The sequence below is a fragment of the Alcaligenes sp. SDU_A2 genome (genome assembly GCF_038237375.1).
Classification (GTDB): domain Bacteria; phylum Pseudomonadota; class Gammaproteobacteria; order Burkholderiales; family Burkholderiaceae_B; genus Alcaligenes.
Genome location: NZ_CP151273.1, coordinates 2,600,827 through 2,626,144 on the forward strand (window position 1 = coordinate 2,600,827; position 25,318 = coordinate 2,626,144).

Annotated in this window: 21 protein-coding genes; 7 read left to right on the plus strand and 14 right to left on the minus strand. The window is 59.0% G+C overall.

Annotated elements, in window-relative coordinates; genetic code table 11:
• Window positions 1-3: 3 nt before the first annotated feature.
• From tssH to AADW57_RS12055, 8 genes are all read right to left on the minus strand, one after another.
• Window positions 4-2,676 (minus strand): type VI secretion system ATPase TssH, encoded by a 2,673-nt coding sequence (tssH, locus tag AADW57_RS12020; RefSeq protein WP_341667133.1) that lies wholly within the window; start codon window positions 2,674-2,676, stop codon window positions 4-6.
• A gap of 48 nt (window positions 2,677-2,724) precedes the next feature.
• A complete protein-coding gene (gene tssG, locus AADW57_RS12025; protein WP_341667134.1) occupies window positions 2,725-3,810 on the minus strand; it encodes a type VI secretion system baseplate subunit TssG in 1,086 nt (361 codons plus the stop codon).
• Window positions 3,783-5,612, minus strand: a complete 1,830-nt coding sequence (gene tssF / locus AADW57_RS12030) for a type VI secretion system baseplate subunit TssF (protein ID WP_341667135.1) — start codon at window positions 5,610-5,612, stop codon at window positions 3,783-3,785. The genes tssG and tssF overlap by 28 nt, the downstream gene beginning before the upstream one ends.
• A gap of 18 nt (window positions 5,613-5,630) precedes the next feature.
• Window positions 5,631-6,125, minus strand: coding sequence for a type VI secretion system baseplate subunit TssE (tssE, locus tag AADW57_RS12035; protein WP_341667136.1), 495 nt, complete (start codon window positions 6,123-6,125; stop codon window positions 5,631-5,633).
• An 86-nt stretch (window positions 6,126-6,211) separates the two neighbouring features.
• A complete protein-coding gene (locus tag AADW57_RS12040) occupies window positions 6,212-6,715 on the minus strand; it encodes an Hcp family type VI secretion system effector (protein ID WP_341667137.1) in 504 nt (167 codons plus the stop codon).
• Between the two features lie 43 nt (window positions 6,716-6,758).
• The gene (tssC, locus tag AADW57_RS12045; RefSeq protein ID WP_341667138.1) at window positions 6,759-8,252 is read right to left on the minus strand and encodes a type VI secretion system contractile sheath large subunit; all 1,494 of its coding nucleotides are present in this window, start codon (window positions 8,250-8,252) and stop codon (window positions 6,759-6,761) included.
• Window positions 8,245-8,763 carry a type VI secretion system contractile sheath small subunit gene (gene tssB / locus AADW57_RS12050; RefSeq protein ID WP_341667139.1) on the minus strand — a complete coding sequence of 173 codons (519 nt, stop codon included), beginning with the start codon at window positions 8,761-8,763 and terminating at the stop codon, window positions 8,245-8,247. Before tssB ends, tssC begins: the two co-directional genes overlap by 8 nt.
• Before the next feature lie 61 nt (window positions 8,764-8,824).
• Window positions 8,825-9,517 carry a hypothetical protein gene (locus AADW57_RS12055; RefSeq protein WP_341667140.1) on the minus strand — a complete coding sequence of 231 codons (693 nt, stop codon included), beginning with the start codon at window positions 9,515-9,517 and terminating at the stop codon, window positions 8,825-8,827.
• A gap of 195 nt (window positions 9,518-9,712) precedes the next feature.
• Between AADW57_RS12055 and tssJ the strand changes: the two genes are divergently transcribed.
• The 3 genes from tssJ to icmH all read left to right on the plus strand — a co-directional run bounded on the left by tssJ (window position 9,713) and on the right by icmH (window position 12,513).
• Entirely contained in the window at window positions 9,713-10,327 is a 615-nt protein-coding gene (gene tssJ / locus AADW57_RS12060) for a type VI secretion system lipoprotein TssJ (protein ID WP_341667142.1), read from the plus strand.
• Window positions 10,328-10,394: 67 nt separating this feature from the next.
• A complete protein-coding gene (gene tssK / locus AADW57_RS12065; protein WP_341667143.1) occupies window positions 10,395-11,732 on the plus strand; it encodes a type VI secretion system baseplate subunit TssK in 1,338 nt (445 codons plus the stop codon).
• A gap of 22 nt (window positions 11,733-11,754) precedes the next feature.
• A complete protein-coding gene (gene icmH / locus AADW57_RS12070) occupies window positions 11,755-12,513 on the plus strand; it encodes a type IVB secretion system protein IcmH/DotU (protein ID WP_341667144.1) in 759 nt (252 codons plus the stop codon).
• Between the two features lie 20 nt (window positions 12,514-12,533).
• Here icmH and AADW57_RS12075 read toward each other — a convergent pair whose 3' ends face one another.
• Window positions 12,534-13,091 (minus strand): hypothetical protein, encoded by a 558-nt coding sequence (locus AADW57_RS12075; RefSeq protein WP_341667145.1) that lies wholly within the window; start codon window positions 13,089-13,091, stop codon window positions 12,534-12,536.
• Between the two features lie 444 nt (window positions 13,092-13,535).
• On the opposite strand from AADW57_RS12075, the gene AADW57_RS12080 reads away from it, so the two are divergent.
• The 4 genes from AADW57_RS12080 to AADW57_RS12095 all read left to right on the plus strand — a co-directional run bounded on the left by AADW57_RS12080 (window position 13,536) and on the right by AADW57_RS12095 (window position 20,056).
• A complete protein-coding gene (locus AADW57_RS12080; RefSeq protein ID WP_341667146.1) occupies window positions 13,536-14,375 on the plus strand; it encodes a M15 family metallopeptidase in 840 nt (279 codons plus the stop codon).
• Window positions 14,376-14,587: 212 nt separating this feature from the next.
• Complete coding sequence (gene tssM / locus AADW57_RS12085) at window positions 14,588-18,271, plus strand: type VI secretion system membrane subunit TssM (RefSeq protein WP_341667147.1); 3,684 nt, start codon at window positions 14,588-14,590, stop codon at window positions 18,269-18,271.
• Entirely contained in the window at window positions 18,268-19,251 is a 984-nt protein-coding gene (tagF, locus tag AADW57_RS12090) for a type VI secretion system-associated protein TagF (protein WP_341667148.1), read from the plus strand. The genes tssM and tagF overlap by 4 nt, the downstream gene beginning before the upstream one ends.
• A gap of 1 nt (window position 19,252) precedes the next feature.
• Window positions 19,253-20,056 (plus strand): OmpA family protein, encoded by an 804-nt coding sequence (locus tag AADW57_RS12095; protein WP_445819147.1) that lies wholly within the window; start codon window positions 19,253-19,255, stop codon window positions 20,054-20,056.
• Between the two features lie 16 nt (window positions 20,057-20,072).
• Here AADW57_RS12095 and tssA read toward each other — a convergent pair whose 3' ends face one another.
• From tssA to AADW57_RS12120, 5 genes are all read right to left on the minus strand, one after another.
• A complete protein-coding gene (gene tssA / locus AADW57_RS12100; RefSeq protein ID WP_341667149.1) occupies window positions 20,073-21,161 on the minus strand; it encodes a type VI secretion system protein TssA in 1,089 nt (362 codons plus the stop codon).
• Window positions 21,162-21,279: 118 nt separating this feature from the next.
• Complete coding sequence (locus AADW57_RS12105; protein ID WP_341667150.1) at window positions 21,280-22,086, minus strand: ABC transporter permease subunit; 807 nt, start codon at window positions 22,084-22,086, stop codon at window positions 21,280-21,282.
• Window positions 22,083-23,003: an ABC transporter permease subunit gene (locus AADW57_RS12110; protein ID WP_341667151.1), complete on the minus strand. Its 921-nt coding sequence runs from the start codon at window positions 23,001-23,003 to the stop codon at window positions 22,083-22,085. The genes AADW57_RS12105 and AADW57_RS12110 overlap by 4 nt, the downstream gene beginning before the upstream one ends.
• Window positions 23,000-24,130, minus strand: coding sequence for an ABC transporter ATP-binding protein (locus AADW57_RS12115; protein WP_341667152.1), 1,131 nt, complete (start codon window positions 24,128-24,130; stop codon window positions 23,000-23,002). Before AADW57_RS12115 ends, AADW57_RS12110 begins: the two co-directional genes overlap by 4 nt.
• 5 nt (window positions 24,131-24,135) lie before the next feature.
• The gene (locus AADW57_RS12120; protein WP_341667153.1) at window positions 24,136-25,242 is read right to left on the minus strand and encodes a polyamine ABC transporter substrate-binding protein; all 1,107 of its coding nucleotides are present in this window, start codon (window positions 25,240-25,242) and stop codon (window positions 24,136-24,138) included.
• Window positions 25,243-25,318 lie beyond the last annotated feature (76 nt).

The following is a 25,318-nucleotide window of genomic DNA, read 5'->3' on the forward strand; positions in this document are numbered from 1 at the left end:
TCCCTATCCGACCCGGTAACGGAACTGCCCGTTCTTGAGCGCGGTGACACGCACCCGCGTCAGGGGCTGGCCCTGCGCCATGCGGCTCAGTACATGGCCGGCGATCTCCGGCAACAGGCTACCGTTAAGAATGTTGTCCACATTTCGCGCGCCTGAATCGACTTCCGTGCAGCGTGCGTAGATCGCGTCCACCAGGCTGTCATCCCATTCCAGCCTCGCCTGATGGTTCTGCGCAAAGCGATCGGCAATGCGCTGCAGCTTCAGCGTGATAATGCGCGCCAGAGAGTCGTCATCGATCGGATAGAACGGCACAACCGCCAGGCGCCCGAGGAACGCCGGCTTGAACTGACGATACAGAATGGGATTGATCGCCTGCAGCAGCGCTGCCGGTTCGGGACGGACGGGCTGGCCACCCGCCAGACACGCCTGCATGATGGCGCTAGAGGCAACATTGGATGTCAGAATGATGAGCGTATTGCGGAAATCAATTTCCTGGCCCTGAGCATCGTCCATGAAGCCCTTGTCAAAGACCTGAAAAAACAGTTCCAGAACATCGGGATGGGCTTTCTCGACTTCATCCAGCAGCACAACGCTGTAGGGCTGACGACGCACTGCCTCAGTCAGCACCCCGCCCTGGCCGTACCCCACGTAGCCGGGCGGAGACCCTTTCAGGCCGGATACGCTGTGCGCTTCCTGGTATTCGCTCATATTGATAGTGATGAGCTTGCGCTCGCCACCATACAAGGTATCGGCCAAGGCCAGCGCGGTTTCGGTCTTGCCCACGCCCGAAGGGCCCACGAACAGAAACACACCTTTAGGCTTGTGAGGGTCTTCCAGCCCGGCGCGAGAAGTCAGCATGCGTTGCTCGATCGCTTCCAGGGCGTGATCCTGGCCGATGACCCGCTCGGCCAGATGCTGCTTCAACGACAAAACGGCCTGAATTTCGTCAGCCATCATGCGTCCCAGAGGAATGCCAGTCCAGGCCGACACTACCTCGGCCACCGTCTGCGCATCGACCTGGGCCTGCACCAGAGGCTGACCACCCTGCTCGACCCGCAAGCTAGCCTGAAGATCGCGCCATTGCTTTTGCTTGGGCGTCAATACGACACTGCGCCGGCTGCGGCCGGATACAAGCTGCTGCTGCCCAGGCTGCGCCGCGTCGGCCTCCAGTTGCGCCCTCAAGGCATCGATCTGTGCGACCAGCTCTTTTTCTCGGCGATAGCGTTCCTCGTTGGATGCCAGGCGCGCGCTCCCCTGTGCCAGTATCTGGTCCAACTCCTCGATCTTGTCAGCGTGGCCGCCTTCGGCCACCTGTTCACGCACCAGGGCGCTACGCTGAACCCGCAGGCGCTCCAGCTCCTGACGATGCTCGTCGATCAAGGCCGGTTCTGTACTCCGTCCCAGAGCTACCCTTGCGCAGGCCGTATCCAGAACGCTGACCGCCTTGTCCGGCAATTGCCGGGCGCTGATATAACGATGCGACAGGCGTACCGCCGCCTCGACCGCTTCGTCCTGGACCCGCACGCCGAAATGCCGCTCCAGCAAGGGCACCATACCGCGCAACATACTGGCCGCCAAGGACTCGTCCGGCTCGTCCACTTTGACGAGCTGAAAACGCCGCGCCAAGGCCGCATCTTTTTCAAAATACTGCTTGTACTCGCTCCAAGTGGTGGCGGCAATGGTGCGCAGCTCGCCGCGTGCCAAGGCCGGCTTGAGCAGATTAGCCGCATCGTTCTGCCCGGCCTGGCCACCTGCGCCGATCAAGGTGTGGGCCTCGTCCACGAACAACACCACGGGCACCGAGCTCTGGCGCACCTCATCGATTACCCCTTTCAGCCGGTTCTCAAACTCCCCCTTCACGCTGGCACCGGCCTGCAACAGCCCCATGTCCAGCACGCGCAGGCAGACCGGCTGCAATGACGGCGGCACCTGTCCAGCGGCAATCTTCAAGGCTAACCCTTCTACAACAGCCGTCTTGCCCACGCCGGCCTCGCCCGTCAGGATGGGGTTGTTCTGCCGCCGCCGCGTCAGTATGTCGATCAACTGACGGATCTCCGGCTCCCGGCCGATAACCGGATCGATCAATCCCTGCCGGGCGCGCTCGGTCAGATCAATGGTGTATTGATCCAGCGCGGGACTGGCCTGCGCCCCTGTCGCCGTTGGGACCGACGCACTACCCAATAAGACCCCGGACTCCTGGCGCTCCTGAGAGCCGTCGGTCAGCGCATCGAAATGATGCTTGAGCTCATCCAGACGCACCGCTTCCAATTCTGGGGCGCTGCGTCGCATCATCGGACCGGTCTGCTCATCCGTAAGCAAAGCCAGCAGCAGATGCCCGGATCGGATACGCGCTGCGGCTCCATCCAGCGAAGCGATCAGCCAGGCGTGCTCGAACAGCGCTGGCAGACGCACGGCAAAGACTGGCGTACGCTGGCAGCCGCTCTTGAAACGCTTGAGCTCGGCCTCCAGTTGCGTCTGCACCTGCGCGCCATCGATACCGCTGCGGCGCAACACGATTGAAAAATCGGATGCCGGCTGCTCCAGCAGGGCCAAGCTCAGGTGCTCCACGTCCACCTCGTGGTGTCCCAGCGAAACACATAGATTGGCTGCGCGTTCCGCCGCCGCGCGGCTGGTCGCGCTCAGCTTGCCGATCAAAGTCTTCAAAGAAGTTGCCATGAGTTCATCATCCCGCCAGGTTCCGGACACCAAAGTAGATAAAACACATCAATGAATCGTGTGCAGCTCGTAAGTAGCGTCCGAACGGTCCCGCTCGGACGCCTGGGAAATCAAAAACGTGCTCCAGCCCAGCCGGCCCGCCCCGGCATCATCCAGCACACATGGACGTATGGACTGACCTGCCAAGATCAGGCGGACTTCGTACTCGTAGGTGACGCCGGCCAGCAGCGTGAGCAGCCGGCCCAGCGCCCCCGCCCGTTGCCCACCAGGCAGGAAGTCATGAAAAACGTCGGCCTCCAACGGCCCTATCCAAAGCCTGAGTCGCAAGTTGCGTTGCCAGATGCGCTCACCCACATACGCCGCTGCCCCCAGAACTGCGCCGACCTGCCCTAATCGTGTGCGCGCCTGTTCCGGAACCCGATACCAATGCCCCACAAACTGTTCGATGCGCAGCGGCGTACGAAAATAGTCCGCCAGCACCTGCTGCAAATAGACGGCGGACACGGGTCTTTGGCGTATGGCTCCTGCGTAGCGCGCCAGGACCTCGTCGCTGACATCGCCGCAGCCGTCCTGGACCAGGCGATCGCGCAAAGAAACATGTTCCAACCCCGCCAGGGAGAGCAGCACATGCAGATACGCCTGGCGAGGTCGGCTTTCGTGCTGCAGGCCCAGCCTGTACTTTTTCCAACCCGAATAGAACAGCGCCACCAGCCGATCGGAAAACAAATCAAAAAAAGCCTTGGCACCGGGATGACGTTTCAGGCTTTCAGCGTTGATCACGCGTTCGGAGTAGTGATGCGGCAAAGCACCCTGCGCACCCAGCAACCCCATAAAGGCCGGCACAATTTCCACAACGGCAATATCACCCTGGGCAATGGCCTGACTTAGCCGATCAGACGAAATGGGCTTGCCCTCGTGGTCATAGGCTTGGACAGATTCAATTTCGCTGGGCGAAAAGGCCAAGGTCGTCGAATTGCGAAAACGGCGCTGTACGGGCGGTGCGCGCTCCTGCCCTCGGGTCAGGGCGACATGACAGTCCCAACGATCCAGCAGGCGCATGGCCTGGAAGAAGCGAAAGCGCTGTGGACTGCGCAGAAACGCTTCGATCAAACCAGAATCGAGTCGCCGTTGCATGGTTCACACCTCATGATTTCTGTCCCATCTCGCCTGTCCAGCACCAGAAGCTGCACAAAACTGTTGGCATGGACGTACAGCGCAAAAAAATGGTTCAAGACACGCACAAAGGCATGCAGGCTGCTGCCCACGAAATAATCCATGTCCAGGCTCAGGCGAATTTCCACGCCTCGCACGAAAGAGGCGAACGGCTCGCCCGGCATCCATAAAGTGGCGGGCTGGTAGTCCAGCCCCACCAGACCGTCGATCTGGCGTTGCGAGGACGATGAACCGGCAAGGTCATATAATTTGAGGGTTTCCTTCAGAGACGGCAGCCCGCCCTGAACCAGTGATAGATGGTTCAGGGACAAATGCGAAATCAGTCGCCAGTGCGTCCCCCGTCCCATGGGAAAGCGCAAACTGCGGGTAGGCCGACGCAACAGGCGTATTTCCCGCGCCGGCGAACCGCCTTCCAGCGTCAGGTCGCCGCCCGCATGTCCCACAGAAATCAACGCCGGCAGATCGCGATTGGTGCAGCTTAAATCCAGGCTCAAGGTCTCGATCTGCGGCGTTGTCGGGCTGGAGGCCAGATCAACCAGCGTCAGCTCGGTTTCGTAACCTGGACTGATGCGGGCCGTCGTCGGATTGCGACGGGCCAGCCAATACCCCGCCGTGCTGTCCGGCGAATCCCCGTGATGCAGTGAATAGAACGGTTTAAATTCGGTCAGCGAATCGCCATGCGCCGACTGCTTGATCTGGCAGACCCGATCAATACTGTAGACCTCGTAGGCATAGGCGCGACGCGCATCGGCCACTACCGGATAAGCCACTTCAGTATGGGTCAGACGAATGGGCTCTGCCTTCTTGTGAAACAGATTGATGACGGGCACGCAGTCGGTGCGGACATGATGACGCGTCGTGGTCTCGAGCAAACGTCCCAGACTGGAGTCAGCGGCAATGCCTTGCAGCATGAAATGCAGCGTCACCCCACCGCCACCTGACAGCCTGGATATCAAAGGGGTCAGGTCCAGTTCGATAAAATTGAATTTTTCGGGAAAGGCAAAATGCTCCGCCAGCAGGCGGTAAGCCGGGTGCGAGGCGGCAGGAAAGTCGATCAGGGATTCGTGCTCCTGGTAGCCGCATGCCTGAAGCGGGATCTGCTCAAGTGGTTGCCAATCCTGATCTTGACCTTCATCGACGAAGGCCTGCACGGTTTTCAAAAGCAGCGCATCCCGCAACGCCGCTACCAGCGACGCATCCCCATGCAGATACAAGCGCAGGCGGGGCTGAAACGCAGCGCCATCGCGTTTCAGGGCCGATTTCAGGTGCAACGACAAGCGACTGCTTGCTTGAGGATGCACTCGTGCCTTGCTGGGTGCCGCCGGCGCGGCGGTGTAATGCACCTGATCCAACCACACCGGCAAAAGCGGCAGATCGTAGACCGTGCGGAAACTGCAGGTCACGCCTTGAACAGCGTGGGACTTGAGCACCGCCCCCCGAGGCAGCAAACCGGGAGCGGACAGCGCATCGTGGTCAAGCACGAACTGTGCAATAGAGCAGGAGGGGAAAGGACGCAAATAATGCGGATACAGCACATCAAACAGTGCGTGGGTCAGCTCCGGATAATCGTCGTCCAGCCGCTTGCTGACGCGCGCCGTCAGAAGCGCAAAAGACTCGATCAGACGCTCGACATGCGGGTCCTCGCACACCTCCGCCGTCAACCCCAACCCCGATGCTATTTTGGGATAGCGTTTGGAGAACTCTCGTGATGTGCCACGCAGAAAAGCCAGTTCCTGCTCGTAATAAGGCAATAACTCTTGCATATGGATTCCATCGGCCGCTTAGGACAGCTTATCGGCTCCCGCCGTACGCGCGCGGCCGCGGCTAACCTCGTACTGCAAGGTCGTGGGCTGCAGGGTCGCGTCAAACGTCACCGGCTCATGCACCGGCCCGACATCCAGGACCGCCGAAATGGCAAAGAAAAGCACTGCCGTGGCCCGGGCATCCACTTCCAGCGCCACTTTGACGTTACGCAGGCGCGGCTCATGCCGGGCAATGGCATTTTCCAGCGATGTGCAGATAAAGAGCCGGTCATAATGACTGGCCAGGCTGCGCCCGGAAAAATCGTCCATGCCGTAAGTCAAGACAGAACGGCGTATCTGCGGAAACGCAGCGAGACTATCTTTGGAAAACACCATGCGCGTATTCAAAAGCGATTCGATATCACGGGCCACGGCCTGTTTCAGCTCCTCGATATTGAAGCGACGCACCTGGTGCCCCGCTCCCTCATCGGCAAAGAACAGCTTGTCAAGCAGAGTGGGTTCAAAACCTTTCATGCTTCAGGGCATCCTGGCCATCCACAAACAAGAGAGCGCTATGTTCTTGCGCAAAAAACCGCTCTCTTGAGGTCATATCAACACGATCAGACCGAATAGGTCTTGTCGTTCTTGGTCAGGCTCCAGGCCCCCTGAGACACGCCGCCCTGGTTGCCGCCGATCTTTTGCTGGGTGTATTTCCACTGCACAGCGGCATACTTCAAGTGAAAGCGCTCCGAAGGCAAACCTTCCACTTCCACGGCGGGAGTGATGCGACTGATCAGCGCATTCTTGAGCTTGACTTCCAGGTATTTGACGCGCTTGCCTTCGCCGTCGGCACGCATGAAATCGATGGTCACCTCATCGAAGGTAGTGCCGCCGGATGCGTGCTGATACAGCAGCGGACTGACCACATCCAAATCTTTGACAAACACCATGTCGCCATGCTCGGTGCGCTCGGACGTATGGCCGCCGGCGGTGGAAGCGGTTGCTGAACGCGGCTGAATGATGTCATGCTTCCAGGAGCTGACCTCGATCCAATCGGCATGATCCTTGTCTTGCGACTCACCTTTGATGGCAGGCGAGCCGAACTTGATGTAGATGTCTTTCATAGCTTCCTCTTAAGCTGAACGGGAACGAACCAAGAAAAAGAGCTCAGAGTTTCTGTGCCTGGGCCGGCAGCTCCGCTACCAGACGCAGGGAAATCGAGAGCTCGTCGAGCTGGAAATGCGGACGCAAAAACGCGACGGCGCGAAATACGCCGGGTTTTCCCGGCACTTCCGAAACAGTGACCGACGCCTCGCGCAACGGAAACTGGGCTTTCTGCTCTTGACTTGCGTTGTCATCGAGCAAGACATATTGGGACAGCCAACGATTCAGAAAACTTTCCACGGACTGGGCCGATGCGAAACTGCCGATCTTGTCGCGCATCATGGACTTCAGGTAATGCGCCACCCGAGAAACCGAGAAGATGTACTGCAGTTGTGACGACAGCACCGCATTAGCATTGGCACTGTCGCTGTTGTACTTCTTGGGTTTTTGCACCGATTGCGCACCGAAAAAAGCGGCGTAATCAGAGTTCTTACAATGCACCAGCGGAATCAGGCCAAGATCGCTCAACTCTTTTTCGCGTCGGTCCGTGATCGCCAGTTCGGTTGGGCACTTCAGGGCCACTTCGCCGTCATCGGTGCGAAACGTATGCGTGGGCAGATCCTCGACCAACCCGCCGCCTTCGACACCGCGTATGGCCGCGCACCAGCCGAAGTCGGAAAAAGCGTCGGTCAGACGCGCTCCGAACGCCCAGGCGGCATTGCACCAGAGGTACTTGGAGTGATCGGTACCGTCGACATCCTCGACAAAGTTAAATCCCTCGACCGTACTGCCTTCCTTAGGGTCATAAGGCAGACGCCCCAGAAATCGCGGCAAGGTCAAACCCACATAGCGCGAGTCCTCGGATTCGCGGAAGCTGCGCCATTTGACGTACTCCACCGTGTCAAATACCTTGGCCAGGTCGCGTGGCTTGCCCAGGTCGGCAAAGGACTCCAGACCCAACAGCTCGGGCGAAGCGGCAGCAATGAAAGGTGCATGCGCAGCTGCGGCCACGTGCGACATCTGTTCGATGAAATACATATCTTCGGGCTGGCGAGTAATCTCGAAATTGCCCAGCAGCACGCCGAAGGGATCGCCGCCAAAGGTGCCGAATTCCTCTTCGTAGACCTTCTTGAACATGGCGCTCTGGTCAAACTCGATCGCAGTCTGGAAGTCGCGCACCAGTTCGCGCTTTTTGGCATTGAGCAGGCGGATCTTCAAGGTCGTGCTGGTCTCGCTCTGCTGCACCAGGTAATGCAGTCCGCGCCAGGTGCTCTCCAGTTGCTGAAAGGCCGGCGCATGCATGATCTGACTGAGCTGTTCGGAGATCAATTGATCCAGCTCAGCCACCCGCGCATCCAGCGTGGCCGACAGATTGTCCGATACCAGCACCGTGCCCTTCATGACTTCTTTCACCAGTTCGCCGATGATGTCCTTGGCGCGCACATGCTCCTCGTGCGATTTGGCGACCCGGCTTTCTTCCACAATCTGATCCAACAAGCCAGCCCCCTGCTCGGCAACCGGTGCTGTCTCCTGGGCAAGCGCATACTCTTTATTCATGGTCATCCTCCTGGGCAGCGGTTTCTTGTTCCAGCTGACGCAGCTTCTCGGTATTGGCCAGCACCGCGCTCAAAGCGTCCTCCAGCCTATCGTTGCCCGCCATCTTGTTGCGCAGGTCCGCAAGCTTGCTGCGCAGTTCAACCAGCTCGCGCAAGGGTTGAACCTTTTGCACCACGGCCTCGGGGCGAAAGTCGTCGATAGACTCGAAGGTCAGGTCCACGCCGAAACGGCCCCCTTCCTCGGTCAGGCGGTTCTCGGTCTGAAAGGCCGTGCGAGGTTTCAAGCCGGCCATCACATCGTCAAAATTGTCCCGGTCTACGCTTACGAACTTGCGATCGCGCAAGCGCGGCAGATCAACCTCGGACTGATCGCTGAAATCGCCCACTACCCCCACGACAAAAGGCAGCTCCTTCTGTTCGATGGCATCGCCTTTTTCGACGTCATAAGTCAGTTGGACACGCGGCGGACGCACTTTTTGCAGTTTCTTCTGGATGCTTTCTCGTTTCGCCATCATCGGCTCCCTGGTATCTAGATCTCGACCCGTGCAGGCTTGCAAGCCCGGCAGCAGGCCGTCAATTGGATAGGACGTTCAGCAATCCCGAAAACGGGTTGCGTTCTTCTGCACCGCCTTTAGGAGCCGTTGCAGGCGCAGCGACTGGCGCGGCAGGCGGCGCTGTCACCGGAGCCGACGCGGCTTCGGCTGAGCGCTCGACAGAGGTCTCTGTGCCGGTCGATACGGGGCGAGCATCGACGGGCTTAGCACGAGCGCGACGCGGTGACCGCTTGCGCTCTTTGGGAAACAAAGCGTCTTGCCCGAGTGAGTCGCGCAAGGCCTGCGCCAGGGCTTGGGCATCCACCCGGGCATTGCCAGCCAGCAGCGCGTTATCGCGTATATCGGCCAGGGACTGCAAAGCGATGCGCAATCCGCCCACCACACGCACCGACTTGGCCGTGAAATCATCCGGTTCGCGCTGCAGAGTTTCGTCGGCCGCCACAATGGCGGCACCATATTGCGCGTGATCGAAACGCAATTTGGCAATGTGCGACCAGACTAATCCTGATGAGGGATTGCGCCGGGCCAATTCCGTTAATTTCTCGATCGCCAGATCCAGATCATCGTCCTGTGCGGTTTGCAATGCCTGCGCAATAGCCGTGGTCAATTCGTTCTGAGATAAAGGCTCCAGTTCCTTTTGATTAGGCGACGAAGCACAACCCGTCACAAGAGCAAAAACAAGGCCACACGCCAAAAAACGAGGAAACATCATCTTTTTCCGTCAAGAAAAATAAATAAAAATCGGAGCAAATATAGCATCAAAATCAAACAAAGATACCAGAACAAGAAAACAGACCATCAAACAAGCGGCCTCACAAAGAAAGAAAATCAGAGAAACAGCGTAAAATAAAATCGAATTGCAATACGATAAATAAATTCAAATCATGAATAAAAAAGCGGCTTATATATGAAATCTAAATCAATTAGGATGCGGGCTCGATTTTGGGCACTTATGCTGGTCGCACTACCGCTGTTGGAAGGCTGCGTCACTATGGGAGGGGCCAGTGCCATTGGATCTTTGGCAGGTGCTGCGCTAGAGGCCGCCGGTTTGAAAAAACCGGAAAATGCACCGCTGGAAATTGCAGTAGCTATCCATGCCGGTAAGAACCTGAATGCCGCCTATGGTCATGGCGCCGCCGTGGTTACAAAAATATACTATCTAAATAATTACGAAACATGGTTGCGCATGGATATGAAGACCATGCTGTCAAAAGACGAAGAAAAAACAGCCTTGGGATCAGATCTGGAGCAAGTTCGGGAAATATCACTGATACCCGGACGTGTATACAATTCAAAAGAACAGCTACCCAACACAATTCGCTATATAGGAATAGCCACATTTTTTCATTCGGCTTATCCGCAACGCTGGAAATATGTATTTGATGCCAAAGAGGCCGAAAAAACAGGTATTGTTCTAGGGGCGCATGCTTGCGCCCTGTCTGTCACGCGCGGAAAAGCAATAGAGCGTCGGGATATGCCCAGGCATGATCCCGCCAGCTTGAGCATGGTGCGTTGCGAATAAAAGTCCTGCATGACCGGATTGACACTCCACATGCCATTTCCACTGTTCGTCATCGGAATTGAACACTGTGTATTACGCAAAACCTTTATGGGGCGAAGGCTTGTTTTTGCGCCCCCAGAACTTTCAGCAACAAGACGCCTACCACGAGCATCGACTCGGCTACGCCAGCCGCGCCATCCAGCCCTATTGCTGGGGGCTGCAGCACCTGAAGATAGACCTGGACGCGCTGGCTGTAGGCCAACTGCACATTTTGGAAATCGCCGCGATTTTCCCCGATGGCGAACAACTGAGCGCCCCTTCACGCGACGCCCCTCCTCCCGCGCTCAAGCTGTCTGAACTACCCAGCGCAGACAGACTGGTGATCTCGCTGGCCTTGCCGCTACAAAAATCCATGGGCGACAACCTCAGCCAATCCCAAGAGGACCGAGAGGCCCGTTTTGCGGCACGCACCGAGCCCACGGCCGACCTTTACACCAAGGCCGTCACCGCCGACATCACCTACCTTAAAAAAAACACCCGCCTGATCGGCAGCCACTCTCCCAGCGACCACCTGAGCACCATCCCTATTCTGCGCCTGATGCGCAATGCCAATGCCGGCTACGAGATCGACACTTCGTATATGGCACCGGCTCTCTCCATCCAAGCCAATCCAGCCTTGTATGAACAGCTCAAGCAAACGCTGGATGCCTTACAGGCCAAGATCAGCGCGCTGTACGGATTTCACCGCGAACCCAGCCAACATATCATCGAATTTCGTTCCGGCGACGTGGCATCCTTTTGGCTTCTGCACACGGCCAATGCCGCCCATGCGGCCCTGACCCACTTGTACCGCCACCCTCTCTTACACCCGGAGCGATTGTTTCAGGAGCTGCTGCGCCTGGCAGGCGCACTGATGACCTTCTCCAAGCAATACAGCCTGGCTGACCTGCCGGTCTACCAACACGAGCAGCCCGAGGCAGGCTTCGTCAAGCTGGACATCCTGCTGCGCGATTTGCTGGAAACCGTAATCTCCACCCGTTATTTTTCGATTGCACTCAACGAAACACGGCCATCCATCCACAGCGGACGCCTGGACTCGGGCAAGATCGATGCCAAGACCTCTCTTTTCCTGGGCGTGGGTTCGTCCCTGCCCGTAGCCCAACTTGAAGAACTTGTGCCGCTGCGCTTTAAGATCGGCTCTCCGGACGATGTCGAAAAACTGGTTTTGGCCGCCATGCCGGGTATCGTGCTTAATTACACACCGCAAGTACCGGCCGCCATTCCCGTCAAGCCCGGCACCGCCTATTTCGCCCTGCAATCGTCAGGCCCCTTGTACGACGCCATGCTACAAGGTCAAAGCATCGCCATTTATGCCCCGGCCGGCATTCCCGACCTGAAGTTAGATCTGGTCGCGGTCACGCAATAGCCTGTATTCGGAGATACCCACCATGACCACCGCCGTCTCCCCGCCTCCCGATCTTGTCACCGTGTCGGACGCTGTCGCCAAGCCCACGCTGGTCGATCTGTTCTACGAAGGCTTTCTGATGCTGTTCCTGCTCAAGAACGGTTCGGAGCCCATCAGCGCCGCCGATTACACCCGGCGGGTCCAGGACTATCTGGCCGATGTAGATCGCCAGGCACGAGCGATGAACATCGCCGGACAAGACTGCCATGCCGCCAAATACGCCTTCTGCGCCACCGTGGACGAGATCATTCTGCAGTCGGATTTCGCCGTCAAGCAGGAGTGGTACATCCGCCCCTTGCAACTGACGCTTTTTGGCGATCAGTTGGCGGGTGCCAATTTTTTTGAGCGGCTGGAAGAGTTGCGACTGGAAGGGGCCGCCCGCCTGCCGTCGCTGGAAGTCTTTCACATGTGCTTGCTGTTGGGTTTCCAAGGCAAGTACGTCTTTGAGGGACAAGAAAAACTAGGCTTTCTGACCAGCAAACTGGGGGACGAGATTGCCCGTATGCGCAACAAGCGCAGCGGCTTCGCTCCCTTCTGGGCGATACCCGACAAGATCAGCCACACCTTGAAGCGCGACATGCCACTTTGGGCGATGGCCGCTCTGGTATCGCTATGTGCCGTAGCGGGCTTCCTGGGCATCCGCTATGCCTTGGCCCAGGACACGCACGACATGCTGGGGCAGTATCAGCACATCGTCAGCGTAGGGCCTCGCTCGGCCCACCTGACCATCACCCTGCCCTGAAGCTCCGGTATCGGTCGCGCTCAGGGTTCGGGCGATGCGGTCTGCTCAGCCAGGCAGGCTTCATGCGCCAGATGCGCGCGACAAACTTGCGCCCGACAAGACGGACGCTGGAAGAAACTTTGTCGGTCGCATTCCTGCAAACGCGCCGATATCTGATCCACCGGAATGACGCGCATGCGCACTGCCCCGTCATCGACCAGTTGCACGCCAGCCAGATTGGACGACGGCAGGCCCATAGACAGCAAGCCGGCCAACACGGATACATCCACCTGCTTCTGGGCCGCAGCGCCCCGCCCCGGTATCGCTGACGGGGCCGGCTTGCCGGAAGAGGCGTGCGGCACGGTGCCTGACGGCGTGATGTGCGGCGCACGCGTCGAGCCTGCATCCCGCTCCGCTAACAAACCGGCAAGACCAGAACGCGGCGTGGCCGCCTGATCCAGCATCAGCAAGGGATTGCGCAACTCCCCCTGGTCATGCGCATCCGCTTCGTGCGCGGCCTGCGGCCAATCCTCAAGAACAGCCGCTGTCGTTACCGACGCTTCGGGCAAGGCCGGCACGGGCACTGTCGGAGCGTTCACGACGTTTTCCGAGCTGGTTGGAGCGGTAGAGATCCGAAATCCAGAACCGTTGTCCCGCGTCGCGGCGTACAGGGCAAGGCCTGCGCTCAGAACAAGCCCTGTCAGCAACATGGCGGTTTTGCGGCCTGCGCCGGTATTGGCAGGCTGGTCCCTGGCCCGAGCAGGTATTTGGACAACGCGCCCTTCCAATGCAGCCAGAATTCGGTGCTCTTTGTTCGGAGACGATCCGACTGCATTCATCAACGTAGGCACTGTCACGGCCACTCCTTTCTTGAAATTTCCCAGTTTTTTCAGCAAGCATATCAAATTCTCGTCACAAACAAATAATTAGCCGCCTTTTATTATTTACCTTATAAATCTCGCCTTAAACATTAATTAGATTGCAAAAAAACTATTTTTTATTTTGCTAAAATCATTTCTATTTTTTTCTCTTATCACGCCCGCATGCACTTTGCCCTTCTGTTGTTTTTTTATTTCCTGCTGTCCTTGGCGGTGCTGTCGTTTCTGATATTCCCGCCCCTGCGACAGTGGGCAATCGCCGGCAGTCGCCAAGTCTGCCTGCGCGCCGGCCATCTGCTGTCGCGCATTGGGCGCTATGGTCTGCTGATCGTTACCGCGCCCGCCGAAAGCACGGCCAAGGCGGTGCGCCACGCAGGGCGAACAGGTTGGCACCGCAGACACGCACTGGCAGTCGCCGCCCTCTTGCTGATACTGCCACCGCTGGTAGCGGTACTGGGACGAGACAGTCATGTATTTCGTCTGCACCAGGCGGCCCGTATCGACGACCGCATACAGGCCCTGCTGACTGGCGAACGGCTGGCCACGCCAGCGGCCTTGCCGCCGGATATGTTCACCACGCGGGAAGTCGAGCTGATCCGTCCGCAGCTGGTCCAGGCAAGCCGCGACTGGGATCTGCTGGATGCGGAATTCCGCCATCGTCTACTGCTCATCTACCAGATCATGCGCGAAGAGCACGGCTATGAAATGGTGCTGCTAGAGGGCTACCGCAGCCCCGAGCGGCAGGAAAAGCTGGCTGCCATGGGAACACATGTCACTCAGGCCCGCGCCTTTCAGAGCTATCACCAGTTCGGCCTGGCCGCGGACAGCGCCTTTCTGCGCAATGGCAAGATCGTCATCACCGAAAAAGATCCTTGGGCCATGCGGGGTTATGAGTTATATGGCGAAACAGCCGAAAAGGTCGGCCTGACCTGGGGCGGGCGATGGAAGATGATGGATTTCGGGCATGTCGAATATCGCCATCCTGGCGCACGGTCACAGCGCTGATATTTTTTGTTTCTAATTTCTTTCTTTTTCTTTTTCCCGTTTTATATGGACTTATTTCTCTCCCCTACATACACTTTTTCCTTTCTTGCATCGCATTGATTTAATCAAACACTTCTATCACAGCGTGTACGACCAGCCTCATGCCGAACCCATCTGGATTCTTTTCCCGCCTTGCCAGTCTTTTTCATGATTTCCGGTATTGGATCGGACGAATGATCGTCGCCCCGCGCACTTTTTCCCTATTGGGGCTGAGTGCGCTGATCATCATCTACTTTATGCTGGCCGACACTATGCAAACAGCAATGTGGTGGTCCGCATGGACGCTGCTTGTCTTTGCTGTTTTCGGCGCTGTCACGCTACTGTGGCGACGCCGCCGCAATCGCAAGGCCGGCCGCATCCTGGGCCAGGCCCTGGAAGAACAAGTACGGGCCAGCAAGACCCCCAGCGACCTGGGACAACTGCGCGAACGTCTACTGCACGCCGTGCGCTTGCTCAAAACGTCCAGGATCGGCCAGACATCCGGTCATGCAGCTTTGTACGAATTACCCTGGTATATCGTCATTGGCAATCCGGCGGCCGGGAAAAGCAGCGCCATCACCCATTCGGGCTTGCAATTTCCCCTGGAAGACTCCACGGGGGCCGGCATCCGGGGCGTAGGGGGAACACGCAACTGCGACTGGTTCTTTACCACCGAAGGAATTTTGCTGGACACGGCCGGCCGCTATTCAGTCCACGAAGAAGAGCGCACAGAGTGGCTGGGTTTTCTGGATCTGCTCAAGCGATACCGCAGCAAAGCGCCTATCAACGGCATCATCGTGGCCGTCAGCATCAGCGAACTGACTGCCACCGGACCCGAGTTTGCTATTGATCTGGCCAAAAACCTTCGCCAGCGCATTCAGGAACTGACCGAGCGCCTGGAAGTTATCGCGCCGGTCTACATCCTCTTCACCAAAACAGACCTGATCGCCGGCTTCACCGACTTCTTTGCGAACGAGAGCAACCATCAACGCCAGCAGGTCTGGGGCGCAACTTTTCCGTACCAGGCGCAGGATGCGCGGGATGCGGTGGCCTTGTTCGACGAACATTTCGAGATCCTCCACCAAGGACTCAAAGAAATCAGCACGGCCCAGATCGCCGCTCGGTCCACACATACCCTGCCGGCCGGTCTATTGACCTTTCCGCTGGAGTTCGCCGCGATCCAGCCGGCCCTGCGCACCTTTCTGGCCACGTTGTTCGAGCCCAACCCTTACCAGTACAAACCCATTCTGCGTGGGTTCTATTTCACCAGTGCTGTTCAGGAAGGTCAGGCACGCAGCAGTTCCACGCCGCATCTAAAAGCGTCCTTTGGCCTGCGCGGCGGCGAGGACAGCCAAAGCACGCCGGCCGCCCCAGAACGGCACGGCTACTTCCTGAAAAACCTGTTTTCCAACGTTATCTTCGCCGACAAGAACCTGGTCAAGCAGCACGCCAATCCCGGCCGCATCCGTCTGCGCTACGCGGGATTCTTCATGATGGTGCTGGGCCTTGGTCTATCGCTGGGACTGTGGGGCTGGTCCTATTACGCCAATCAGCAACTGGTGCAGAACGTGCGCGCCGACCTGGATGCCGTCGTGCGGCTGCAGGCCGACCGAACCGACTTGCAAAGCCGCCTGGAAGCCATGGAGATCCTGCAGGACCGGATCGAACAATTGGACCGCTTTGATGCCGAGCGTCCCTGGGCGCTGCGTTTTGGACTGTACCAGGGCGGACAGCTCAAGCAGCAACTGCTGGCCGAGTACTATCACGGACTACGCCAGTTCATGCTCACGCCGGTCCAATCCAGCGTAGAGGAATTTCTGTCCAAAATCCGCCTGCGCGCCGATGGGCCCGATGCCCTTGCGTCGACCGTAGCTGTGTCTGCCCCTGCAGACACGCTGTTCCAGGACGCCTCGCCATCCAATGCCGAAGACGTGCACAATGCACTGAAAGCCTATTTGATGATGGCCTCGCGTCAGCACGTGGAACCCAGCCATCTGGCCGATCAGATCACGCGTTTCTGGCGCGGCTGGCTGGAAACCAACCGCGGGGCTATGCCGCGCGACCAGATGATACGCAGTGCCGGTCGCATGGTGTCTTTCTATACTGGACGCCCGAGCGATCCGGCCTGGCCACAGATCGACCAGAATCTGGCCCTGGTCGAGAGCGCACGTCAAAGCCTGCGGGCGGTCATGCAAGGCATGCCTGCCCGCGAACGTGCCTACACCACGATCAAGGCGCGCGCCTCCACCCGTTTCCAGGCCATGACCGTGGCCCGCATCGTGGGCGATGCCGATGCCGACCTGATGACCGGCAGCTACGCCATTCCCGGCACCTTCACCCGCCAGGCTTGGCGTGAATATATCGAACCGGCCTTTCAGGAAGCCTCCCGCAAAGAGCTCCAGACTACCGACTGGGTGCTGGGGGTCAACAGCCGCGACGACCTGACCTTGCTGGGCAGCCCGGAACAGATCTTCAAGGGGCTGTCCGATATGTATAAGACGGAATACGCGCAAGAATGGCAAAAATTTCTGCGCGGGGTCAGCATCGCCTCGTTCAGCACCTTTTCCCAGGCCGTGGACGGCATGAACCGGCTGGGCCACCCCGATAACTCGCCCACCAAGAAACTGCTGCTGGAAGCCTATGCGCAGACCGCTTGGGACAATCCCCGACTGGTTTCTGCCGCTGCAGACACATCGCAGCCGCAGGCCGGCTGGTTCCGGCGCGTCATCCTGCGCCAGGACACACCAGACGCGCCCGACCCGGCTGCGCCCGCCACGGTCGAACCGGGTCCGGTCGGCGAGCAGTTCTCGGACATCGCCCGCCTTATCGCCGATCACGACGGCCAGTCTCTGTTGGGCAATTACATGGGGTCGCTGGCCAGCATCCGGACCCGCTTCAATCAGATCCAGAACCAGGGAGATCCCGGCCCTGGAGCGCTCATGCTCGTTCACCAGACCCTGCAAGGCAAAGGTTCGGAGCTATCCGATGCGCTGCGCCTGGTGGATGAGCAAATTCTGGCCGGACTGAACGATACCCAGCGCCAGACCTTGCGTCCTCTGCTGGTGCGCCCGCTGTCCCAGAGCTTCGCGGCCGCGCTGCCCACGGCCGAGGCCGAACTGAACAAAACATGGCTGGCACAGGTTTACGAGCCTTTTCAGGATAAGCTGGCTGGAAAATATCCCTTCAACCCGCAAGGTACGATCGAAGCCGGACCCGACGAAATCGGACGGATTTTCGGCCCCGAAGGTGCCATCAGCCATTTTGTGTCCGACACGCTGGCACCGCTGGCCATCCGGCGTGGCACCATCCTGACCAGCCGCACCTGGGGCGATCTGGGCATCACACTGCAGCCCGCTTTCACAGCCGGTTTCGCTCGCTGGGTGGCTCCGCTGTCCGGCGGTGCCGCAGGCAGCGCGCAGCAAGTACAGACCCATTTCCAGATCCAGCCCCGGCCGGCGGCAGGTGCCTCGGAATACACTATCGAGATCGACGGCCAGCAACTGCGCTACCGCAATACGCCGCCCCAATGGGTCAACTTCATCTGGCCCAACCCGCAAGGCGCACCGGGCGTGCGCATCACGGCCCAGAGCTTCGAAGGCCGCACCGTGGACATTGTCCAGGAGCCCGGACGCTACGGTCTGGAGCGCCTGTTGGCGTCGGCCCAGCGCACGACCAATGCCGACGGCTCATTCAACATGACCTGGAACGCATCCGGGGTGACTGTGCCTGTGCTGCTGCGCATCATCAGCAATACCCAGGCCAGCGCCGACGACGATGCGGCCAGCCAGGGCCTGTCGGGACTGGCCCTGCCGCGCAGCATTGCCGGCGGATCGGCCCCAGATGCTCCCGCCCCCTTGCAGGCGGGAGGACGGCCATGAGCATCCATGCCACACAAAGAGTCAATACGGCCTACTTCGGCAAGATTCCCACGCGTGGCGATTTTGTTAAAAACGCCTCACACCCGCAACTGATGGCCAGCCTGGACAACTGGGTCGCCCACGCCATGGGTCAGCTGGAACAGGACCTGGACTGGAAGACGCTTTACGACAACCTGCACGCCGTACGCTTCGCTTTCCTGGGCTCGCGCAGCAAGCTGGCCATTGCCGGTCATCTGCAGCCCAGCCGCGACCAGGCAGGTCGGCGCTTCCCTTTTTTATGCGCCACATCCCTGCCTGTCCCCCATTCGCTCGATTTCATCGCCCGCAGCCCCATGGCCTTCAGCCGAATATGGGGGGCAATGGAACGCTCCACGCAAAGCCTCATGACCAGTACCGCGCCTGACCAAGCCTTGTCCGAGCTGGATAATCTGGCCGGCGAAGTGCGTACGCAGGCGGACGACGGATTCGACGCTTTCATCGATCTGCAGACTATAGACGGCATGGTCTCGTTGCTCGCCCAACACGAACACACCATCGACTTCCACGATCTGGTTCTGGCCCTGGGCGCGCTGATGACACCTCTGCAATCCAGTGGCCGCTCACAGGCCGATCAGGGTCTGCTGCTGCCCCTACCCCGCGATCCTCTTTACATGAACCTGAGCGCTGCGTTCTGGCTCAGTCTGATCACTCCTTTTCTGGCGCGCGGCGACTTTGAACTGGCCGTCTTCGTGCTAAGGCTGGAAGGCCGGCAGCGTCTGGCGGTGGGGTTGCGCGGTGCACACCCCGATGATCTGGCCAGCCTGATTTCCACGCCCGCGCAAGCCTACCGACAGTTCCTATGCCTGGACCAGCCAGCCTGGATCAAAGACTTGCCTCAGCTGGACAGTGGCCAAAGCAAGCTGTCCAGCTATCTGCGCCAGCCCAGGCTGTCCCTGCGCACCGTGCGCGACACATTTCACGATGTCTTCACAGGAGCCTGATATGCCCCGTCTGATCGGACTTTCCGGCTTGCTCGGTCTGTGTCTGAGCGCATCCGCGCTGGCAAGCGGATCGGCGACCGTCATCCCCGCCAACATCATCCCCCAGCCGGGCCAGGTCTTGGCCAGCGGTGCCGTACCCGACGAAAAAACCAAGGCCGATGTGCTGCAGCGCTTGCAACAACTATACGGCCTGGGCAATGTCATCGACCAGATCGAGGTCGGCGGCGTCGTGGCACCACCCAATTGGTCGGGCCACGTGAACAATCTGCTCGACAAATCACTACAGCAGGTACACCGGGGACAGCTTGAAATCGACGGCACGCAGATACGTCTGACGGGCGAAGTGGCCAATGAAGCCACACGCCAGCAAGTCGCCAGCACATTGGCCACGGCGCTGAATCCTACTTACCGAATCGCCAACGGATTGCGCGTGGCCGGTGACCGCAATGAGCAAGCCCGGCTGGACAACACCCTGGCCGAGCGCATCGTCGAGTTTCAGACAGGCAGCGCCACTCTGACCAATACAGGTCGCCAACTGCTGGACGAACTGGCCGATGTGCTGCCGCAGATCAGCAGCCAACGGGTTCAGATCATCGGACATACCGACAGTTCGGGCAGTCGAGCCACCAACCTGGCACTGAGTCAGGCGCGCGCGGACGCCGTCAAAGCCTACCTGATCAATAAAGGACTGCCTGAATCGCGCTTCGAGACCAGCGGTGCCGGTCCTGACCAGCCCGTGGCCTCTAACGCGTCCGCCGAAGGACGCGCCAAGAACCGGCGCATCGAATTTCGCGCCAGCAACTGACCTGCCCTGCCGGGCGTCAGGACGAAGCCCGGCCCGCCACCACCCCCAATTGCTCCTGCAGACTGGCCAGCGTATCAGGATTTTTGATGACCTGCTCTAGCCACTGATGCAGCGGCATCTCTCCCCAATCCGCCGCTTTCTGCGCCATGTACGCCACCGGACTGTGCGGTTCGGTTTCCCGGAAAAAAGCGGCTATCTGACGCAACTGTTCCAAGGCCTGTTGGCGCGAGCTGATCAAGACTGGGTGGGCAGACACGGCAAGGCGCTCCTTGGGGATGGTCAACGTAGGTTCAGTGCGAACGACTGCCTGGGTCACTGTAGGATGCACAGGCTGGACGGGCTGCAAATCCACGCCGGCCTGCGCGGCAAAGCGTTGTATCAGTTCGGCATTGCCGTCCAGTTCCGCTGCTAGTCCCGACAGGGCCGGGCCTTCTTCGCCCAGCCGCTCCTGCAGCACCCGGTCCAACTCGGCCAAAGCCGAACGCGCGGCATCCAGCCCGGCCAGCGTCTGAACATAATGCGCGGCAGGCGTGTCCGCCAAGGCCTGATTGAAGTCCTCTAATGTCAATCGTCCGGCCGACAAGGAAGAGGCTTCGTCGGGCGAGCGCCGGATGGCCTGCGCAAGCTGCTGCGCCGCATCCCAATAGGCAATGCCGTAGCGCCCGGCGTCGCTGTGGGCCAGCGGCACATAGCGCGCCAGTTCACGGGCCCGATTGATGATCCAGGCCAGGTTGCCGACACGCGCCTGAATGTCATCGTCTTCCATGCGCGGATGCAAGCCGTCCCAGTAGCGATCGCATAAAGCAGCCAGAAAAGCCAGTCCGCCGGCCATGCCCTGGAATCCCTGCAACTTGATGCGGGACTCGATAAGCCAGCCCGCCACTCGCAAGTCCTTGGTCTGCTCGATCAGCAGGGCCTGCGCCATCTGCTGCACCTTGCTCCAGTCGGCCTCCTTGACCTCGCGCACCCAATCGCCCTGCTCAAGCTGCGGATCGTCTTCGCGTCGTGCCTCCTGGATGCGATCAAACTGGATGGAAAACGACATATCCTGTCCGCAAGGGTCTTGCTCAGAAACAGGCGACAACAACTCCTCTACTGCTCGCATTCCGGTCCCTCCCTGTACTGCGCCCCCTGGGCGCTGCTACAGCCATATTACGGCGCAATCGCAACGGTATGTGGCTAACCACTTTCGCTGCCATGAAGAGCATGGCAGCCCTACACGTTCAGGTGCGCTGTTCACGACGCACCTGAAGGCGGTTGGCGACAATAACAAATGTACCCACCACCAGAATGAACAGCGTGGCCAGGGCATTGATCTCGGGTTTGAGCCCCAGGCGCACGCGCGAGAACACCTCGACCGGCAAGGTCGTGAAACCTGGCCCTGATAGGAAGGAAGCGATCACCACATCGTCCAGCGAGAGGGTAAAGGCCAGCAGCCAGGCAGCCATCAGGGCCGGGGTAATCGAAGGCAGCACGATCTGAAAAAATGCCTTGAGTGGCGTGGCACCCAGATCCAGGGCTGCTTCCTCTTGGGAGCGGTCCAGCTCGCGGATACGCGACTGCAGAATTACCGTGGCATAAGCGGTGCACAAGACCACATGACCGATCCAAATGGTGAACACACCGTTTTGCTCGGGCCAGCCCAACAGGGAATTGAGCTCGACGAACATCAACAGCAAGGAAATGCCCAGCACGACTTCTGGGATGACCAGCGGCGCGCTGACCAAGCCTATATACAAGACAAAGCCCTTGAAACGTCCCATGCGGGCCAGCACGTAACCGGCCCAGGTACCCAGCACCAGCGACATGGTGGCAGTCAGAAAGGCCACCAGAAAAGACAGACGCGCGGCCGACAGCAACACCTCGTCCTGGAACAGGGATTCGTACCAGCGCAGCGAAAATCCTGCCCAGGATGTCATGATGGCCGAATCATTAAAAGAAAAGACCACCAGAAACAAAATAGGCACATACAGAAAGCCGAAGCCTATGGTCAAGGCCAGGGCGCGCAGCCAGGGATTGGGGCGGGTCATACGCGGCCTCCTCGCTGAGACTCGATCTGACGCATCTGGCTGTACTGGAACAGAATGAGCGGGATAATGAGCAAGAGCACCATCATGCAGGTCACCGCCGCCGCCATCGGCCAGTCGGCATTATTAAAGAACTCGGTCCACATGACCCGGCCCATCATCAGGGTGTCGGCACCGCCCAGCATTTCGGGAATGACGTATTCGCCCACGGACGGAATGAACACCAGCATGGCCCCGGCGACCACGCCCGGCATGGACAGAGGCAAGGTGACCCGGCGAAACGCCGCCCAGGGACGTGCCCCCAGATCGTACGCGGCTTCCAACAGACGGACGTCCAGCTTGACCAGATTGGCGTACAGCGGCAGGATGAAAAACGGCAGATAGGCATAGACCAAGCCGATGTACACCGCCAGATCGGTACGATAGATTTCCAGCGGGGCATCGATCAACCCTAACCAGAGCAGTACGTTGTTCAGCAGTCCGTCGTTGCGCAAAATGCCTACCCAGGCATACACACGCAGCAGCATGGATGTCCAGAACGGCAAAATGACAGCCAGCAACAGCACATTGCGCACCGCCGGAGACGAACGGGCAATGTAATAAGCCACCGGATAGCCGATCAGAATGCAACACAGCGTGGTCACTGCCGCCATCTTCAAGGAGCTGATGTAGGTGGCCAGGTACAGGCTATCGCTGAACAGCAGAATATAGCCGCGCAGATTAAGCACGAAGGAAATGCTGTCATCGGCGAACTGCGCCAGCGGCGTGTATGGCGGCACGCCGAAATCCAGATCCGCGAAACTGATCTTGAACACCAGCAGGAACGGCACCAGCAGGAACAGGATCATCCACAGGAACGTGGGCCCCACGACCAACATGCGGGTCGAGGGCAGCAATTTGCGCCAGGAAAAGTTCTTCATGCGCTCAGCACCGTTGCGCTATCATCGGACCAGGAAACGTACACCTCGTCATCCAGAACCGGCGCATCGGGCTGGGCCAGTGTGCCGCTGGGCATCTGCGCCTCGATCAGCATGCCGGCATCCAGACGGATCTGGTAGCGTGTGTAGCTGCCCATCCAGGCCACGTGCGTCACAATGCCGTGCCCCCAATTGGTATCAAGCTCCGGCATGTCGCGGCTGACCTTGATCTGTTCAGGACGAATGGATACCGATACCTCCATGCCCAATGGTTCGCTGATGCCGTGGCTGACATACAGCGGGCGGCTCAGCTCTTCACATTCGATATGCACATAATCGGGTTCGTCCACGGAAATGACACCGTTAAACAAATTGGTCGAACCGATGAAACCAGCCACAAAACGCGAGTTCGGGAAGGCATAGACGTCGTAGGGCGTGCCGTACTGAATGATCTGCCCTTCGGACATGACGGCCAACCTATCGGCCATGGTCATGGCCTCTTCCTGGTCATGCGTAACCATGATGCAGGTAACGCCCACGCGTTCCAGAATCTTGACCAGTTCAATCTGTGTTTTCTGGCGGATCTGCTTATCCAGCGCAGACATGGGCTCGTCCAGCAAGAGCAGCTTGGGGCGCTTGACCAGACTGCGCGCCAGCGCCACACGCTGCTGCTGCCCGCCCGAGAGCTGGTTGGGCTTACGCCGGGAAAAACCGGCCATCTGCACCAGATCCAAGGCCTCGAAAACGCGCTCGTGGATCTCGTTGCGCGGCACCCCTTCCTGCTTCAGGCCGAAGGCCACATTGGCCTCCACGGTCATGTGCGGAAACAGGGCATAGGACTGGAACATCATATTGACCGGCCGACGGTACGGCGGCAGATCGGTAATATCCTCGTTGTCCAGATAGATCCGACCGGAGGTCGGCTCCTCGAAACCAGCCAGCATGCGCAGCAAGGTGGACTTGCCGCAGCCCGAGCTGCCCAACAGGGCAAAACACTCGTGGCGGCGCACATCCAGGCTGACCGACTTGACTGCGACCGTGTCGCCAAAAATCTTCACGACTTCGTCCACGCGCACGAACGCATCCTCACCGCCCATCCAAGACGGCGCTCCGGTACGGATATCTTGCATGATGCCTAGCGCCCCGACTTCAGTTCGGCCCACAGGCGCGTTTGCAAACGCTGTACCTTCAAGGGCTGCGGCTTAATGACGAACAAGGTCTTGGACACCTCGGGCGATGGATAAATCATGGGGTTGTCGGCCACTTCTTTGACCACGAACTTGCGCGCTTCCTTGTTGGCATTCGGGTAGAACATGGTGTTGGTAATGGCCGCGTGGACTTCGGGCGTCTCGATGTAATTGATAAATGCATGCGCCTGCGCCACGTTGGCCGCGCTCTTGGGGATGGCCATCGTGTCAAACCATACGGGCGCGCCGCCCTTGGGAATGTAATAGTCGATAGCGTAGGGCTTTTTGGCCTCGCGGGCACGCGCGGAAGAAATCATGACATCGCCGGAAAAGCCGTAAACCATGCACAAGTCGCCGGCAGCCAGTTCGTCGATATAACCCGACGAGCTGAACTGGCGCACATAGGGACGAATCTGCTTGAGCAGGTCCAGCGCGGCGCGATAGTCGGCTTCGTTGCTGCTGTTGGGGTCTTTGCCCATGTAGTGCAGCACGGCAGGAAACACCTGAGCGGCCTCGTCCAGGATGGAAATGCCGCAGCCCTTGAGCTTTTCTGCATTCTCGGGCTTGAACAGCATGTCCCAGTTACCCAGGTCCACATCCGCGCCCATTATTTCCTTGACCTTGGTGACGTTGTAACCCAGGCCGTTGGTACCGTACCCCCAGGGAATCAGGTATTCGTTGCCCGGGTCTACATCGGACAACAGCGCCATGATGTCGGGGTCCAGGTATTTCCAGTTGGGGATCAAGCTTTTGTCCAGTTTCTGGAACAAACCGCCTTCGATCTGGCGGGCTGCGTAATGCGTGGACGGAACCACCACATCGTAGCCTGATTTGCCAGTCAGCAATTTGGCCTGCAACGTGTCGTTGCTGTCGTATACGTCGTAGCGCACGGTAATGCCCGTGGCTTTCTGAAAGCCGGACAGAGTGTCCGGTGCCGTATATTCGGCCCAGTTGTAGACGTTGACGACCTGATCCTGAGCCTGCGCGGCAGGCAAAATGGCAGCAGCGGCCAGAAGGCCGGCGAGTACCTGTGGCGTGTTCATCCCAAAAGACATCGCGAGTCCCCTTCCTATCGAAAGCGAAAAACCCAAAAGGCGAGATGATAAAGCTTTTTTGCGGCCAATAGTCGTA